Annotated in this window: 14 protein-coding genes; 9 read left to right on the forward strand and 5 right to left on the reverse strand. The window is 70.6% G+C overall.

Translation table 11 applies throughout. From position 1 onward, the window contains the following. The first annotated feature begins 116 nt into the window (after positions 1-116). The 4 genes from ACFYWJ_RS23070 (at position 117) to ligD (ending at position 4758) form a co-directional block, all read left to right on the forward strand. Entirely contained in the window at positions 117-506 is a 390-nt protein-coding gene (locus ACFYWJ_RS23070; protein WP_355271856.1) for a cold shock domain-containing protein, read from the forward strand. Between the two features lie 182 nt (positions 507-688). After that, complete coding sequence (locus tag ACFYWJ_RS23075; protein ID WP_355273003.1) at positions 689-2554, forward strand: amino acid transporter; 1866 nt, start codon at positions 689-691, stop codon at positions 2552-2554. A 126-nt stretch (positions 2555-2680) separates the two neighbouring features. Continuing rightward, on the forward strand, positions 2681-3760 hold the full coding sequence (locus tag ACFYWJ_RS23080) for an ATP-dependent DNA ligase (protein WP_355271854.1): 1080 nt from the start codon (positions 2681-2683) through the stop codon (positions 3758-3760). Further along, on the forward strand, positions 3757-4758 hold the full coding sequence (ligD, locus tag ACFYWJ_RS23085) for a non-homologous end-joining DNA ligase (protein WP_355271852.1): 1002 nt from the start codon (positions 3757-3759) through the stop codon (positions 4756-4758). Before ACFYWJ_RS23080 ends, ligD begins: the two co-directional genes overlap by 4 nt. A gap of 4 nt (positions 4759-4762) precedes the next feature. Here the strand turns inward: ligD and ACFYWJ_RS23090 are convergent, their stop codons facing one another. Further along, positions 4763-5455: a hypothetical protein gene (locus ACFYWJ_RS23090; protein WP_355271850.1), complete on the reverse strand. Its 693-nt coding sequence runs from the start codon at positions 5453-5455 to the stop codon at positions 4763-4765. 257 nt (positions 5456-5712) lie between these two features. Between ACFYWJ_RS23090 and ACFYWJ_RS23095 the strand changes: the two genes are divergently transcribed. Next, positions 5713-6072, forward strand: coding sequence for a hypothetical protein (locus ACFYWJ_RS23095; RefSeq protein WP_355271848.1), 360 nt, complete (start codon positions 5713-5715; stop codon positions 6070-6072). Here the strand turns inward: ACFYWJ_RS23095 and ACFYWJ_RS23100 are convergent. Then, the gene (locus tag ACFYWJ_RS23100) at positions 6069-6620 is read right to left on the reverse strand and encodes a TetR/AcrR family transcriptional regulator (RefSeq protein WP_355271846.1); all 552 of its coding nucleotides are present in this window, start codon (positions 6618-6620) and stop codon (positions 6069-6071) included. The two genes, ACFYWJ_RS23095 and ACFYWJ_RS23100, sit on opposite strands and share 4 nt — an antisense overlap. 235 nt (positions 6621-6855) lie before the next feature. Here ACFYWJ_RS23100 and ACFYWJ_RS23105 point away from each other — a divergent pair, with 235 nt between their 5' ends. Both ACFYWJ_RS23105 and ACFYWJ_RS23110 read left to right on the forward strand, forming a co-directional pair. Continuing rightward, positions 6856-8286, forward strand: coding sequence for an SDR family NAD(P)-dependent oxidoreductase (locus ACFYWJ_RS23105; RefSeq protein WP_355271844.1), 1431 nt, complete (start codon positions 6856-6858; stop codon positions 8284-8286). A 73-nt stretch (positions 8287-8359) separates the two neighbouring features. After that, complete coding sequence (locus ACFYWJ_RS23110; protein WP_355271843.1) at positions 8360-8740, forward strand: DUF2784 domain-containing protein; 381 nt, start codon at positions 8360-8362, stop codon at positions 8738-8740. Here ACFYWJ_RS23110 and ACFYWJ_RS23115 read toward each other — a convergent pair. After that, positions 8721-9473 carry an alpha/beta fold hydrolase gene (locus ACFYWJ_RS23115; protein ID WP_355271841.1) on the reverse strand — a complete coding sequence of 251 codons (753 nt, stop codon included), beginning with the start codon at positions 9471-9473 and terminating at the stop codon, positions 8721-8723. The genes ACFYWJ_RS23110 and ACFYWJ_RS23115 overlap by 20 nt on opposite strands. A 43-nt stretch (positions 9474-9516) precedes the next feature. Here ACFYWJ_RS23115 and ACFYWJ_RS23120 point away from each other — a divergent pair, with 43 nt between their 5' ends. Beyond that, the gene (locus ACFYWJ_RS23120) at positions 9517-10881 is read left to right on the forward strand and encodes a CoA transferase (protein WP_355271839.1); all 1365 of its coding nucleotides are present in this window, start codon (positions 9517-9519) and stop codon (positions 10879-10881) included. Positions 10882-10891: 10 nt separating this feature from the next. Here the strand turns inward: ACFYWJ_RS23120 and ACFYWJ_RS23125 are convergent, their stop codons facing one another. Further along, on the reverse strand, positions 10892-11461 hold the full coding sequence (locus ACFYWJ_RS23125) for a helix-turn-helix domain-containing protein (RefSeq protein ID WP_355271837.1): 570 nt from the start codon (positions 11459-11461) through the stop codon (positions 10892-10894). A gap of 107 nt (positions 11462-11568) precedes the next feature. Between ACFYWJ_RS23125 and ACFYWJ_RS23130 the strand changes: the two genes are divergently transcribed. Continuing rightward, positions 11569-12783: an FAD-dependent monooxygenase gene (locus ACFYWJ_RS23130; RefSeq protein ID WP_355271835.1), complete on the forward strand. Its 1215-nt coding sequence runs from the start codon at positions 11569-11571 to the stop codon at positions 12781-12783. A gap of 39 nt (positions 12784-12822) precedes the next feature. Here ACFYWJ_RS23130 and ACFYWJ_RS23135 read toward each other — a convergent pair whose 3' ends face one another. Continuing rightward, positions 12823-14370, reverse strand: coding sequence for an acyl-CoA carboxylase subunit beta (locus ACFYWJ_RS23135; protein ID WP_355271833.1), 1548 nt, complete (start codon positions 14368-14370; stop codon positions 12823-12825). Positions 14371-14406: the final 36 nt, after the last annotated feature.

Consider the following 14406-nt stretch of genomic DNA (forward strand, 5'->3'; position numbering starts at 1 on the left):
TCCGGTCGGGCCGACCGGACCGCGGCCCCGCGATGTCGCTGTCTGTCCGCTTTCCCGGAAAAACGCCCAAAAGCCGCGTTACAGTGGCGTCGGGAAGCGGAGCGAGGAGCTGGTCGGTGTCCATCGGGAAATTGGTGTCGTTCGACGGGTCACGGGGATTCGGGTTCATCCGGCCCGACGACGGCGGGCCCGATGTCTTCGTCCACGTCAACGACATCGGCCTCGACGAGGACGAATTGCGCCAGGGCAGACTCTTCGAATTCGATGTGACCGAAGGCGATCGCGGCCCGAAGGCGATCAACCTGACCGCCGCGGGGCACACCGCGCCCGCGCCGAAGTCGCGCAAGGAGCGCGCGGGCGGCGACCGCCTCGGCGCCGAGGACCTGCGCCGACAGATCACCGAACTGCTGCTGGAAGCCTCCCCCGCGCTCACCGCGGCCGAGATCATCACCATTCGCGAGCGGTTCACCGCCTTCGCCGACGAGCACGGCTGGCTCGACAGCTGACCTCGCGCCTGCGCGGTCACCGCCGCCGGGCCACCTAGACTCCCGACTGATCCGGTAGCTGCGGTGCTGCTGGACCGACCGCCCAGGGAGTCACGGTGACGACGACCACCGATCAGTCACGCTTCACCGCCTGGTTGCTCGACGGCGTGGCGGACCCGAAGCACGCCCAGCATTCCGGACCGATGCGCGCGGTCGCGCACGCCGAACCGCATCAGCGGTCGTGGTGGCGGGTGATGTGCCTGACCGGCGTCGACTACTTCTCCACCCTCGGCTATCAACCGGGCATCGCGGCCATCGCCGCGGGCGCGCTCTCCCCGCTGGCCACGCTGGTGCTGGTCTCGCTCACCCTGTTCGGCGCGTTGCCGGTGTATCGCCGGGTCGCGCGCGAAAGCCCGGACGGCGGTGGGTCGTTGGCGATGTTCACCGACATCCTGCCGCGCTGGTCGGGCAAGCTGTTCATCCTGGTGCTGCTCGGGTTCGCGTGCACCGACTTCGTCATCACCATGACGCTCTCGGCCGCCGACGGCGCCGCGCACATCATCGAGAATCCGTTCGCCCCCGCCGCCTGGCAGGACTCGCGCCTGATCATCACGCTGATCCTGCTCGGGCTGCTGGCCGCGGTGTTCCTCAGGGGTTTCGGTGAGGCCATCGGGATCGCCGTCGGCCTGGTCGGGGTGTATCTGTCGCTCAACGCGATCGTCGGCGCGGTCGGGCTGTGGCACGTGTTCACCAGCGAGCACCGGGTGATCGACTGGACCCACGCGATGACCACCGAGCACGGCAGCGTCTGGATGATGATCGCGGTCTCGCTGCTGGTCTTCCCCAAACTCGCGCTCGGCCTGTCCGGATTCGAGACCGGCGTGGCGGTGATGCCGCTGATCAAGGGCGAACCCGGCGACACCCCCGAGTACCCGCGCGGGCGGATCATCGGCGCGCGCAAACTCCTCACCACCGCCGCGCTGATCATGAGCGCGTTCCTGCTGGTGTCGAGTTTCATCACGGTCGTGCTGATCCCGGAGCAGGAGTTCGAGCCCGGCGGCCAGGCGAACGGGCGAGCGCTGGCGTACCTGGCCCACGAGTACCTCGGCAACGGCTTCGGCACCGTCTACGACATCGCCACCATCGCGATCCTCTGGTTCGCCGGCGCGTCGGCGCTGGCCGGGCTGCTCAATCTGGTGCCCCGGTATCTGCCCCGCTACGGCATGGCGCCGGAGTGGGCGCGGGCGGTGCGGCCGCTGGTGCTGGTGTTCGCGGCGGTGGCCTTCGGGATCACCTGGTACTTCGACGCCGATGTCGACGCCCAAGGCGCGGCCTACGCCACCGGCGTGCTGGTGCTCATCACCTCGGCCGCGATCGCGGTGACGCTCTCGGCCCATCGAAAGGGCGAGCGGCGCAAGGTGATCGGCTTCGGGGTGGTCAGCGTTGTGTTCGTCTACACCACCATCGCCAATGTGTTCGAACGGCCCGAGGGCGTGCACCTGGCCTCGCTGTTCATCCTCGCGATCATCGTGGTGTCGCTGGCCTCGCGGGCGCACCGCGCGTTCGAGCTGCGGGCCATCGAGGTGAGCTTCGACGACGCGGCGGCCGCGCTGATCGACGGGGCCGCCGCGACGGGCGTCATCCGGATCGTCACCCACGCCATCGATCAGCGCGCGCCCGCGGAGTACGACGAGAAGGAAGCCGACCAGCGGCGCGAGAGCCACATCCCGGACGCCGACTCGATCCTGTTCCTCGAGGTGATCGTCGGCGACGCCTCGGAGTTCAGTACCGATCTGCGGGTGACCGCGATCGAGGTCGGGCGCCACCACGTCCTGAGCGTGCAGGCCACCGCGGTGCCCAACTCGATCGCGGCGATCCTGTTCGCGATCCGCGATCGCACCGGGCTCGAACCGCACGTGTACTTCGAATGGACCGAAGGCAATCCGCTGGTCAACCTGCTGAAGTTCCTGTTCGTCGGTGAAGGCGAGGTCGCGCCGGTGACCAGGGAGATCATCCGGCGGGCCGAGCCGGACCCGGCGCGGCGGCCGCACGTGCACGTCGACAGCTGAGCGTGACACCACCGCGCGCGATGTCCGCGCCGGTGTCGGTGGGCCGACCTACGATCGAACCCGCACCGATGAATCGGGCACGCTCGCGCCGTCGACACGGGTGAACCCACCCGCGAGGAGGATCGGATGGATCTACCGGTGATGCCGCCAGTGCGCCCCATGCTGGCCAAGTCGACCCCGTCGTTACCCCGGGAGCCCGGGCTCAGCTACGAACCCAAATGGGACGGGTTCCGCTGCATCGTGTTCCGCGACGGTGACGAGATCGAGCTCGGTTCCCGCAACGACCGCCCGCTCACCCGGTACTTCCCCGAACTGGCCGAACTGCTGAAAGCCGCGCTGCCGCAGCGCTGTGTGGTGGACGGGGAGATCGTGGTCGTGACCGATCAGGGCCTGGATTTCGACACGCTGCAGCAGCGGCTGCATCCGGCCGCGTCGCGGGTGAACAAGCTGGCCGCCGAGACACCGGCCAGCTTCGTCGCCTTCGATCTGCTCGCCCTCGACGATCGCGATCTGACCGCCGAACCGTTCACCGAGCGCAGGCGCGCGCTGGAATCGCTGCTCGAGGCCGCGCCGGGCCGCATCCACCTGACCCCGATCACCCAGGATCCCGATGTCGCTCAGGACTGGTTCACCCGGTTCGAGGGCGCGGGTTTCGACGGCGTGATGGCCAAGGCCGACGACCTGGCCTATCTGCAGGACAAACGCGTGATGCTCAAGATCAAGCACGAACGCACCGCCGACTGTGTGGTCGCGGGCTACCGGATGCACAAGGACGGCGAGGGGGTCGGCTCGCTGCTGCTCGGCCTCTTCGACGACGACCGGAACCTGCATCATGTCGGAGTCGCGTCCAGTTTCACCGCGGCCCGGCGCCGCGAACTGCTCGGCGAGCTGGCACCGCTGCGGGAGAACGCGCTCGACGACCACCCGTGGCGCACCTGGGCCGACGCGGCCGCCCAGGCCACCGCCGACGGCAAGATGCCGGGCGGGGTGAGCCGATGGACCGGCGGCAAGGATCTGTCCTGGGAACCGCTGCGGCCGGAACTGGTCGCCGAGGTCCGCTACGAGCACGTGCAATCGGGACGGTTCCGGCACGGCGGACGGCTGGTCCGCTTCCGCGCCGACCGGACCCCGGACTCGTGCACCTACGCCCAGCTCGACGAGGTCGCCCCGGCCGAGCTCGACGCGATCTTCGGCGGTGCGCGATGAGCGCCGCGGTGGAGCTCGAGGTCGACGGGCGCGCGCTGTCGATCAGCAATCCGGACAAGGTCTACTTCAGCAAACGCGGCGACACCAAGCTCGACCTGGTCCGCTACTACCAGGCCGTGGCCGAGCCGCTGCTGGGCGTCATCGGCGGCAGGCCGCTGCTGCTCGAGCGCTATCCCGACGGCGCGTCCGGCAAGTCGTGGTTCCAGAAGCGGGTGCCGAAGTCGGCGCCGGACTGGTTGCGGACCGTCGAGGTGTCGACACCGAACGGCACCACCAGCGACGCCCTCGTCGCGCACGACCTCGCCCACGTCCTGTGGGCGGTGAACCAGGGCTGCCTCGGCTTCCACGTCTGGCCCAATCACGTGCCCGACCTGCGGATCGCCGACGAACTGCGGATCGACCTCGATCCCTCGCCCGGGATCGGTTTCGACGATCTGCGCCGGGCCGCGGTGCGCACCAGGGACCTGCTGACCGAACTGGGCATCGAGAGCTGGATCAAGACCTCCGGCTCACGCGGACTGCACATCTACGCCGTGCTCGAACCCCGGTGGGACGGCTACGAGGTGCGCGCGGCCGCCGTCGCGCTGGCCAGGGAGCTGGAGCGCCGCCATCCCGAGGAGATCACCGCGCACTGGTGGAAGGAGGAGCGCGGGTCGCGGGTGTTCGTCGACTTCAACCAGAACGCACCGCACAAGACCGTGTTCGGCGCGTGGTCGGTGCGGCCGAAGGTGGGCGGTCAGGTGTCGACACCGATCGCCTGGGCCGATCTCGACACCGTCGTCCCCGACGAGCTCACCCTCGCCACCGTTCCCGCCCGGCTGGCCGAGTTCGGCGACCCGTGGGCCGACCGCGCGCCCCAGTCGATCGAACCGCTGCTGGCCATGTCGGAGCGCGATATGGCGGCGGGCCTGATGGACGCGCCGTGGCCGCCGCAGTACCCGAAGATGCCGAACGAGCCACCGCGGGTGCAGCCGAGCCGGGCCAAGAAGGCCGACTGAGGACCTATTCGGTCCAGGGCACCCAGGTGCCCGCCCCCGCCTTGCCCTCGCACACCAGGGCGTGGTTGTCGGAGGTGCGCCCCGACTTGTCGACCGTGGGATCGCAGCGCGTGCCCTCGGTGTAATACGACCCGGACACCCGGAACGGGCCCGACCAGGTGTAGGCGCCGTCGGCGCGCAGGCACAGCAGGGTCGCGCCGTCGGCCGCGACGCCGAGCAGCCCGGCCCGGTCCGCCGAGCACGGCGTGCCCTTCTCGACGACGGTGCCCAGCACCGGGACGGTCCCGGTCGCGGTGGCCGTCGGCGCGCCCTGCGACGGCACCGTGGTCGACACCGAGGTCACCGTCGTCTCCTTGGCCAGCGTCGGCACCTCGACGTCCAGCCCGCCGAACATCACCAGTCCCACCGTGGCCAGGGCGGCCACCTCGGCGATGCCGAGCAGCAGCGCGAACACCGCGATCCCCCGCCCCCGCGGATGCCCGAACGCGAGCAGACCGAACACGATCGCGATCGGGAACAGCAGCACCAGCGCGGCGGCGAGCGCGACCATCGCGTACGGGTTCACCCGCGGTTGGTCGGCGCGTGCGCCGCCCACCGCACCCTCTTCCTGGGTCGCGTGCGGCCAGCGCTGGCCGTTCCAGCGCCGATCGTCGGCTTCCTCCTCGGGGTCGTCGTCCCATTCGTCGTACCGTGCCATCAACCCCGGGTCCCTCTCGATCCCCCCGGCGCGGAATCGAACCACTTGCGGCGCCGGGTTACGCGACGAGAATAGGGACTCCGGGGCGGTCGGTCAGCGCAAACGACAAATGCGTGTACCTGCGGTTCGCCCTCGAATCCAGGGGCATGGACACGGGTAACGAACCGGCAAACACCTTTGCCTCCCCACCATCGACGGGTCCATGCTGGTCATGAGGTGAACCACAGCGCGCAGCATCGGCCCGCGAGGAGGACCCTATGCCCGGCAGCACCACTCCGGCAGACAAGCAGCCCTGGCATGCCCAGGCCGGCGATCTGCTCGCCGACGATTACAACGTTCCCGGCATCATCGCGTGCGCGATCGGCGTCGTCGGCCTCGCCTGCACACTGGTGGCGGCGGGGACGGAGCATTACGGCTGGGCGGTGGTCGCCGGGGTGGCCACGGCGATATTCCTCGTCGGCGGCCTGGGCGCCCTGCTGTTCGAACACCGCAGGGAACAGCAGATCGAACTCGCCTACGGCCGCAGCGGGCACGCGCCGGGTCATGTGGGCCCGCAGCGCTACAGCGCCCGCGACATCCCGCTGCCGAACCCCGGCCAGCGCAGGCTGACGTCCTAGCCGGGCACGCCCGGTCGCGGTTCCACGCTCGGGATGGTCTGGGTGATCACCGTGAGCAGGGTGTCGACGAGCAGCCGGTGCACCTGGTCGCGGGTGAGCGTGCCGCGGGTGATCCACTCCCTGCCCGCCACCTTCACCAGTCCGGCGTAGGCGAGCACCAGTGCGCGCGATGTCGCACTGCCTGCCAGATCGGAACGGCCCATCATCACCAGCATCCGCTCGGCGGCCGCGTCGTCGGCCTGGTCGAGAATCTGCTGCACCTCGGGGTCGTCACCGACGCCCTCGTGACTGGTGACCTTCACCCAGGTCGTGCCGTGCTCGGCGATGGTGTCGAGCAGCCAGCTGACGATCGCGGCGACCCGCTCGACCTGGGTGCCGTCGGGAATGGACACCTTCTCCAGCCGCGGCAAGGTCACCATGCGGCGCACGACGGCCAGGTACAGGTCACGTTTGTTGCCGAAGTAGTGGTTGATCAGCCCGCGGGCGACACCGGCGCGTTGCGCGAGTTCCGCGGTGGACACCGCCGCGTAGGGCCGCTCGCCGAACATGTCGATGGCACAGGCCAGGATCTGCGCGCGTCGCTCGTCGGGTTCGAGCCTGCGCCTGCGCGGCGCGTCTGCGGTATCGGTGTCGAGCGGGGAAATCGGGCTGCTCCGTCGGGTTCTAGGGTCGCCGCGCTGTTGCGGTGACGGTGCACCACGATACCCAGCGGGTCCGTCGAGCGGCCAATGCGACAATGAGTGTCGTCCCCCGCTCCCGCACGAAGGAATGCCGCACTCCCCGATGACCGCGAACATGATCGATCCGGACGAGTTGGCGACCTGTCTGCGGGTGCTCGAACAGGCCGGGCAGCTGGAAAAGGAACATCCCGATTCGATCGCCGTCCAGCGCGCGGTGGGGCACATGTTCAAGAAGCTCAAGCAGCGGCGGCGCATCGAGGCCAGGGAGCAGGTCGCCTCGGCCGATCGCGCGGTCATCGCGGCCACCGCCACCGGCTCGCCGCAGCGCATCGACGACGAGACCGCGGGCATCCAGATCAGTTCGGCCACCACCGGCGCGAGCGCGGGCACGCTGCTCAAGCCGCGGCCCTGCTACATCTGCAAGCAGCGCTACACCCAGGTCGACGCGTTCTACCACCAGCTGTGCCCCGACTGCGCCGCGGCGAGCCACGCCAAGCGCGACGCCCGCACCGACCTGACCGGCAAGCGCGCCCTGCTCACCGGCGGCCGCGCCAAGATCGGCATGTACATCGCGCTGCGGCTGCTGCGCGACGGCGCGCACACCACCATCACCACCCGGTTCCCCAACGACGCCATCCGCCGCTTCGCCGCCATGGAGGACAGCGCCGACTGGCTGCACCGGCTGCGCATCGTCGGCATCGACCTGCGCGACCCGGCCCAGGTCGTCGCGCTGGCCGACGACGTCGCCGCGCAGGGCCCGCTCGACATCCTGATCAACAACGCCGCGCAGACCGTGCGCCGTTCGGTGGGCGCCTACAGCGCCCTGGTCGACGCCGAGACCGCCCCGCTGCCCGCGGGCGTGCTGCCAGAGATGGTCACCTTCGGCAAGACCATGCAGGCGCATCCGACCGCGCTCACCGCCTCGCTGACGCCGTCGCTGTCGGCCGCCGATGTCGCCGAGCTGGCGCTGGTCGCCGGCTCGGCGACGCCGGAACGGATCGCGGCGGGCGTGGCGATCGATGCCGGTGGGCTGGTGCCCGACCTCGCGCACACCAACAGCTGGGTGCAGACGGTCGCCGAGGTGGACGCCACCGAGCTGCTCGAGGTGCAGCTGTGCAACTCCGTCGCGCCGTTCATCCTGGTGTCGCGGTTGCGGCCGGTGATGGCCGCGGCGGCGGGGCGGCGCAAGTACGTCGTCAACGTCTCGGCGATGGAGGGCCAGTTCAGCCGCGGCTACAAGGGCCCGGGCCATCCGCACACGAACATGGCCAAGGCCGCGCTGAACATGCTGACCCGCACCAGCGCGCTGGAGATGTTCGAGGCCGACTCGATCCTGATGACCGCGGTCGACACGGGCTGGATCACCGACGAGCGCCCGCACTACACCAAGGTGCGGCTGGCCGAGGAGGGCTTCCACGCACCGCTGGACCTGGTCGACGGCGCCGCCCGCGTGTACGACCCGATCGTGCAGGGCGAGAACGGCGTCGACCTCTACGGCTGCTTCCTCAAGGATTACCAACCGTCCTCCTGGTAACACGAACCAAGCGATGCCGAACCGGAATGTTGATCATGATTCCGATCGGCGGACGGCCGCCTAATCTGAATATGTGCCGTTCCGGGTGTTGGCCGATCTGATCGCCGTCACCCACGTCGCGTTCATCGCGTACGTGGTCGCCGGCGGTTTCCTCGCGTGGCGATGGCCGCGCACCATCGGGCTGCATCTGCTGGCGGCATCGTGGGGGTTCGGCACCATTCTGATCGGCTTCGACTGCCCGCTGACCTACGCCGAGAACTGGGCGCGCACCCAGGCCGGGGTGGCCCGGCTGCCGCAGGCCGGGTTCATCGACCACTATCTGACCGGCGTGATCTACCCCGACAGCGCGCTCGGGCTGGTGCGGCTGGCGGCCGCGGTGGCGGTGCTGGTGTCGTGGGCGGGCTATGTGCGCCTCCAGCTGCGCCACCGCGGCCTCAGCTCAGGTGCCGTGTGATCTCCTGCGCCACCGCGGCGGGCTGCTCGTCGAGGTAGAAGTGCCCGCCGGGGAAGGTCCGCAGCGCGAACGACCCCTCGGTGACCGTGCGCCACCCCTCGGCCTGCTCGACCGTGGTGGTCGGGTCCTCGGTGCTGACCAGCGCGACGACCGGGCAGGTCAACGCGGGGCCCGGCGCGTGGCGGTAGGTCTCGACCGCCTGGTAGTCGGCGCGCACCGCGGGCAGCACCAGCTCGGCCAGGCCGGGTTCGGTGCGCAACAGCCGCACCGGGGCCGGGTCGGCGGCGAGGCGCTCGAGGTCGTCGATGAGGGCCGCGTCGGAGCCGCGGTGCAGTCGCCCGGTCTCGACGACATCCGGTGCGGGACGGCCGGACACGATCAGCGCCGCCGGCGGTTCGCCCGCGGCGGCCAGCCTGCGCGCCGTCTCGTAGGCGACCGTCGCGCCCATGCTGTGCCCGAACAGCACCCGCGGCGGACCGGGGCGGCGGGCGACGTCCTCGGTGATGCGGTCGGCGAGCGCGTGCAGCTCGGTGATCACCGCGTCGCCGAGCCGATCCTGGCGGCCGGGGTACTGCACGGCCGTCACCTCGGCGCCGGGCCCGATGTGCTGGGCCAGCGCACGATAGGCGGTGGCCGATCCCCCACCGGGCGGGAAGCAGACCAGCCGCCGCCGGGCCACCGGATCGGCCCGCAGCACCCGAATCCATTCCGTCGCCGCTGTATTCACGCCCACATCACGCTCCTCGCCTGACATCCTCGTCGCTAGGCTGAGCGGTGTGACCACCGCGCAGCACCTCGTGCACGCCTATGAGACCGGGCTCGGACTCGAGCCGTCGGCACTCGACGGCGAGCCGTCGCCCGGTGCCCGGCTGGCAGCCACGCTACCGGTGTGGGCGCTGGCCGCGGGATCGGTGGCCGCGGCGGCAGGCTCGGCGAATCGGTACCGCGCGGCGCTGGGCCTGGCCACCCGGCCGACGCGACTCGACCCGGCCCGCATCGCCGCGGCTTTCGCGAGCGAACGGCTGTTCCGCCGGGCCGGGGCGGCGCCGTCGATCTTCGCCGAGCTGTCGGGGTTCTTCCGCAGCGCCGACGGCTGGGTCCGCACCCACGCCAACTACCCGCACCATCGCGCACGGCTGCTCCAGGCGCTCGAGCTGCCCGCCGGCACCGACCTCACCCGGCTCACGGCCGGATTCGCCACACTGAAGGGCGCCGAGATCGAGGACGCCGCCGCCACGGTGGGCGCCATCGCGGTGCGGGTCCGCACCGAGGCCGAGTGGTCGACCAGCCCGCAAGGCCGGGCCGCCGCGACCGGCCCGCTGGTCACGGTCGACCCGCGGGGCGACCGTGTGCCCGCGGACCCGCCACGCCCCGCCGCCCCGACCGTCGAACGACCGCTGGCCGACATCCGCGTCCTCGACCTCACCCGGGTCCTCGCGGGCCCGGTCGCCAGCAGGACCCTGGCCCTGCTCGGCGCCGACGTCCTCCGCGTCGACCCACCGCACCTGCCCGAGATCGACTGGCAGTTCGCCGACACCTGCCAGGGCAAACGCTCGACGCTGCTCGACCTGCGCACCGACCTCGCGACCTTCGCCGAACTGCTGGCCGCCGCCGATGTCCTGGTGACCGGCTACCGGCCGGGAGCGCTGGCCGCCGCCGGTGTGCGGGCGGCAGCCCGGCCCGGTCTGATCGAGGCGTCCGTCTCGGCGTGGGGCACGACCGGACCGTGGGGCGGGCGACGCGGCTTCGACAGCATCGTCCAGGCGGCGTCGGGTATCTCCCTGCTCGAAGGCGGTCCGGATCGCCCCGGCGCGCTGCCCGCCCAGGCACTCGATCACGGCTCGGGCTACCTCCTCGCCGCAGGCGTCATGGACGCGCTGCGGGCCCGCACCACCGACGGCGTGGGCCGTACGGTGCGGGTCTCGCTGGCCCGCACCGCGGCCTGGCTCCAGGCAGGCGACCGCAGCCCGGACCACCCCGCACCGGCACCGCCCGATCCCGCCGCGACCACGTCGCACGGCGATATCGTCACGGCCGCACCGGCTTTCGCCGACTACGACGACTACCGCTGGCCCGCACCGCCGTACGGCTCGGCCCAGCCGTTCTGGCTCGACACGCCGGACCGCCTGCGCCGCGGCTGACCGACGACACTCATTTCCCCGCCAGCGCCCGGATGGCGGTCGCGAGCTGGTCGCCGTCGGCGACCGCCTCGCCCGGCTTCAGCAGCCACAGCACGCCCAGCCCCTGCACCAGGGCGAAATACAGGCGCCCGATGGCGTCGGCCTGGGCCGCGTCGAGTTCGGGATGCGCGGCCCGCACGTTGTCCCCGATGTCGGTGACCGCGCGGGTCAGCTGGTCACCGAGCTGCGCGCGCGCCTCGTCGGAGCGCACGATACGCACGATGTTCTCCAGGCTGGCCAGCATCGCCTCGTGGTTGTCCGCGAACACCCCGGGCATCGCGTTCCACAGCCCGGCGAACCCGGCCAGCGGCGCCGAGCCCGCGCCGTCGGCGATCAGCGCCTCCATCGCATCGCCGATCGCGTTGCCGAGCGCCTCGGCCAGCGCCTCGGTGACGAGGCGGTCCTTGGACCCGAAGTGGTAGCCGATCGCGGCCAGGCTCACCCCCGCCGCCGTGGCGATATCACGGGCGGTCGCCTTCGCCACGCCGCGCTCCAAGATCACCTTTCGCGCCCCGGCCAGTAGGTCTTCCCTGTTTCCCATGCTCACGAGCGTACCGGATCGTCTTAGACATTTGTGCTAGACATTCGTGCCAGGCCTGTGTTAGACATATGTCTAAGACATTCGTTCTTCTCCAGACGGGAAACACCATGACCACCACCAGCCCCCTGCACGTTCTGGTCTCCGGCGGCGGTATCGCGGGCAACGCGGTCGCACTCCAGTTGCTGCGCAACGGCATTCGCACGACGGTGGTCGAGCGGGCCGCGGTCCCCCGCCCCGGCGGCCAGGCGGTCGACCTGCGCGGACCGAGCAAGGAAGCCGCCGAGAAGATGGGCCTGATGGCGGGCATCGCGAAGTACCAGCTCGACGAGCGCGGCATGTCCTACATCGACGGCGACGGCAAGATCTACGCCAGGATGGCGATGGAGGACTTCGACGGTCAGGGCGCCGTCGCCGAAATCGAGATCACCCGCGGCGATCTGAACAACGTCCTGCTCGAGGCCGTCGCCACCGTCGACACCGGCGAGCTGGACTACCGCTACGGCGAGTGGATCGAACAGATCGACCAAGACGACACCGGCGTCACGGTCACCTTCGCCTCCGGCACCACCGAGCGCTTCGACCTGGTGATCGGCGCCGACGGCGTGCACTCGGCGACCCGGCGGCTGGTCTTCGGCCCGGAGGAGCAGTTCAGCACCAACCTCGGCGGCTACGGCGCGTTCTTCACCATGCCGTCCCCGGCCGATGTGGAGCCCGGCTGGTTCGGCATGCGCCTGGTGCCCGGCGCCATGCTCGGCATCCGGCCCGACGGCGACCCGGCCACCGCGAAGGCGATCATCACCCTGCGCACCGAGGTCGACCCGACCCTGCGCCGCGACGGTGACGCCCAGCGCGCGCTCATCCGCCGGATGATCGGTGACGCGGGCTGGCACGCCCCCGCGGTGCTCGCCGCGATGGAGACCACGACCGACTTCTACTTCGACGAGCTCGCCCGGGTGGACGTGCCCGAGCTGTCCGTCGGCCGGGTCACCCTCGTCGGCGACGCCGGCTACTGCGGCTCCCCCATGACCGGCATGGGCACCGCCATGGCCATCGTCGGCGCCTACGTGCTCGCCGCCGAGATCGCCGCCACCCCGGACGATCCGGCCGGCGCGCAGCAGCGCTACCAGGACAAGATCACGCCGTTCCTGGCCAAGGCCAAGGAGATCCCCGGCGGCGGCATCGCGATGATGCTCCCCAAGACCCCGCTGATGACGCGCCTGGCCAAGACCAATGTGCGGATCATGATGTCGCGTCCGATGCGGCCGATCACCAAGAAGATCTTCTTCGGCCACACCGAGGAGTTCGCCCTGCCGACCTACTGATCCGCGCCGCCCGGCCGCGCGGCGACGCGGGTGCCGGGCTCACAGCGGGATCAGCAGATGCTTGCGCGGTCGCTGCTCGACGTGCTTGTCCCGCAGCAGATGCAGGGCCTTGCGGATCTCCAGCCGGGTGGTCGACGGCTCGATCACCGCGTCGATGTAGCCGCGTTCGGCGGCGATCCAGGGTGTGGCGACCGCGGTGTTGTAGAAGTCGACCATCTGCTGCCGGACGCCGTCGCGCTCGGCCTCGGGCACGGCGGCGAGCTGCCGTCGCTGGGTGAGCCCGATCGCGGCCTCGGCGCCCATGACCGCGATCCGCGCGGTCGGCCAGGCCAGATTCACATCGGCGCCGAGCTGCTTGCACCCCATCACCGCGTAGCCGCCGCCGTAGGCCTTGCGCACGACCACGGTCACGATCGGCACGGTCGCCTCGACCACCGCGTAGAAGAACCGGCCGCCCCGCTTGATGACGCCGATCTTCTCCTCCTCGACGCCGGGCAGCACCCCGGGCGTGTCGACGACGAAGATCAGCGGCAGCCCGAACGCGTCGCAGAGCCGGATGAAATGCGCCGCCTTGTCCGAGCATCGGGCATCGATCGCCCCGCTGAACACCTGCGGCTGGTTGGCCACGACACCGACGCTGCGGCCGTCGACCCGGGCGAAGCCGGTGATCATGTTGCGCGCGGCACTGGCCCCGACCTCGTGGAACTCGCCGTCGTCGAAGATCCGCAGCAGCACGTCGTACATGTCGTAGCCGGCGCGGTCGGAGTCGGGGATCAGGGTGTCGAGTTCCCGGTCGGTGTCGGTGATCTCCGGCTCGAGCGCCGGGTTGACCACCGGGGCGTGCTCGAAGCAGTTCGACGGCATGAAGCCCAGATAGGCTCGGGCCCAGTCGAACGCGGCCCGCTCGTCGACCGCGACATGGTGGATGGTCCCGTTCTGCGCCTGGTTGTAGGCGCCGCCGAGTTCCTCGAGGGTCACCTCCTCGCCGGTGGTCTCGCGGATGATCTCCGGTCCGGTGACGAACATGTAGGCGTTCTCGGTCGCGATCACCACGTCGGTGTTGATCGGGGCGTAGACCGCGCCCGCCGCGCACTTGCCCAGCATGATCGACACCTGCGGCACCACGCCCGACAGGTTCAGCTGCCGCCTGCTCATGGCGGCGTACCAGGCCAGCGAGGTGACCGCGTCCTGCACGCGCGCCCCGCCGGAGTCGTTGATCGCCACGAACGGGCAGCCGATCTCGGCCGCGAGGTCCATCGCCTTGGCGACCTTGCGGCCGAACATCTCCCCGACCGAACCGCCGAACACCGATTGATCGTGGGCGATCACCACCACCGGGCGACCGTCGACCGTGCCGTGCCCGGTCACCACGCCGTCACCGTAGAGGCTGTTCGCCACGCCGGGCTGCTTCACCAGCGCCCCGATCTCGACGAAACTGCCCGTGTCCAGCAGCATGCCGATCCGCTCGCGCGGACTGGGTATCCCCTTGGCGGCCCGTTTGGCGACCCCCACGTCCCCCGCAGGCTCCTGCGCGGCTGCCAGATTCTTCCGCAACTCTGCCAATTTCGCAGCGGTCGTCGCCTTCAAGATGCACCTACCCTCGCCGGTTTTATGAGCTATCGG

The organism is Nocardia sp. NPDC003269 (assembly GCF_042888005.1).
GTDB lineage: Bacteria > Actinomycetota > Actinomycetes > Mycobacteriales > Mycobacteriaceae > Nocardia.

Coding starts and splice junctions, on each gene's coding strand:
- ACFYWJ_RS23075 (WP_355273003.1), top strand. CDS start 689: ATGCGCGCGGTCGCGCACGCCGAACCGCATCAGCGGTCGTGGTGGCGG.
- ACFYWJ_RS23080 (WP_355271854.1), top strand. CDS start 2,681: ATGGATCTACCGGTGATGCCGCCAGTGCGCCCCATGCTGGCCAAGTCG.
- ligD (WP_355271852.1), top strand. CDS start 3,757: ATGAGCGCCGCGGTGGAGCTCGAGGTCGACGGGCGCGCGCTGTCGATC.
- ACFYWJ_RS23090 (WP_355271850.1), bottom strand. CDS start 5,455: ATGGCACGGTACGACGAATGGGACGACGACCCCGAGGAGGAAGCCGAC.
- ACFYWJ_RS23095 (WP_355271848.1), top strand. CDS start 5,713: ATGCCCGGCAGCACCACTCCGGCAGACAAGCAGCCCTGGCATGCCCAG.
- ACFYWJ_RS23100 (WP_355271846.1), bottom strand. CDS start 6,620: ATGTTCGGCGAGCGGCCCTACGCGGCGGTGTCCACCGCGGAACTCGCG.
- ACFYWJ_RS23105 (WP_355271844.1), top strand. CDS start 6,856: ATGACCGCGAACATGATCGATCCGGACGAGTTGGCGACCTGTCTGCGG.
- ACFYWJ_RS23125 (WP_355271837.1), bottom strand. CDS start 11,461: ATGGGAAACAGGGAAGACCTACTGGCCGGGGCGCGAAAGGTGATCTTG.
- ACFYWJ_RS23130 (WP_355271835.1), top strand. CDS start 11,569: ATGACCACCACCAGCCCCCTGCACGTTCTGGTCTCCGGCGGCGGTATC.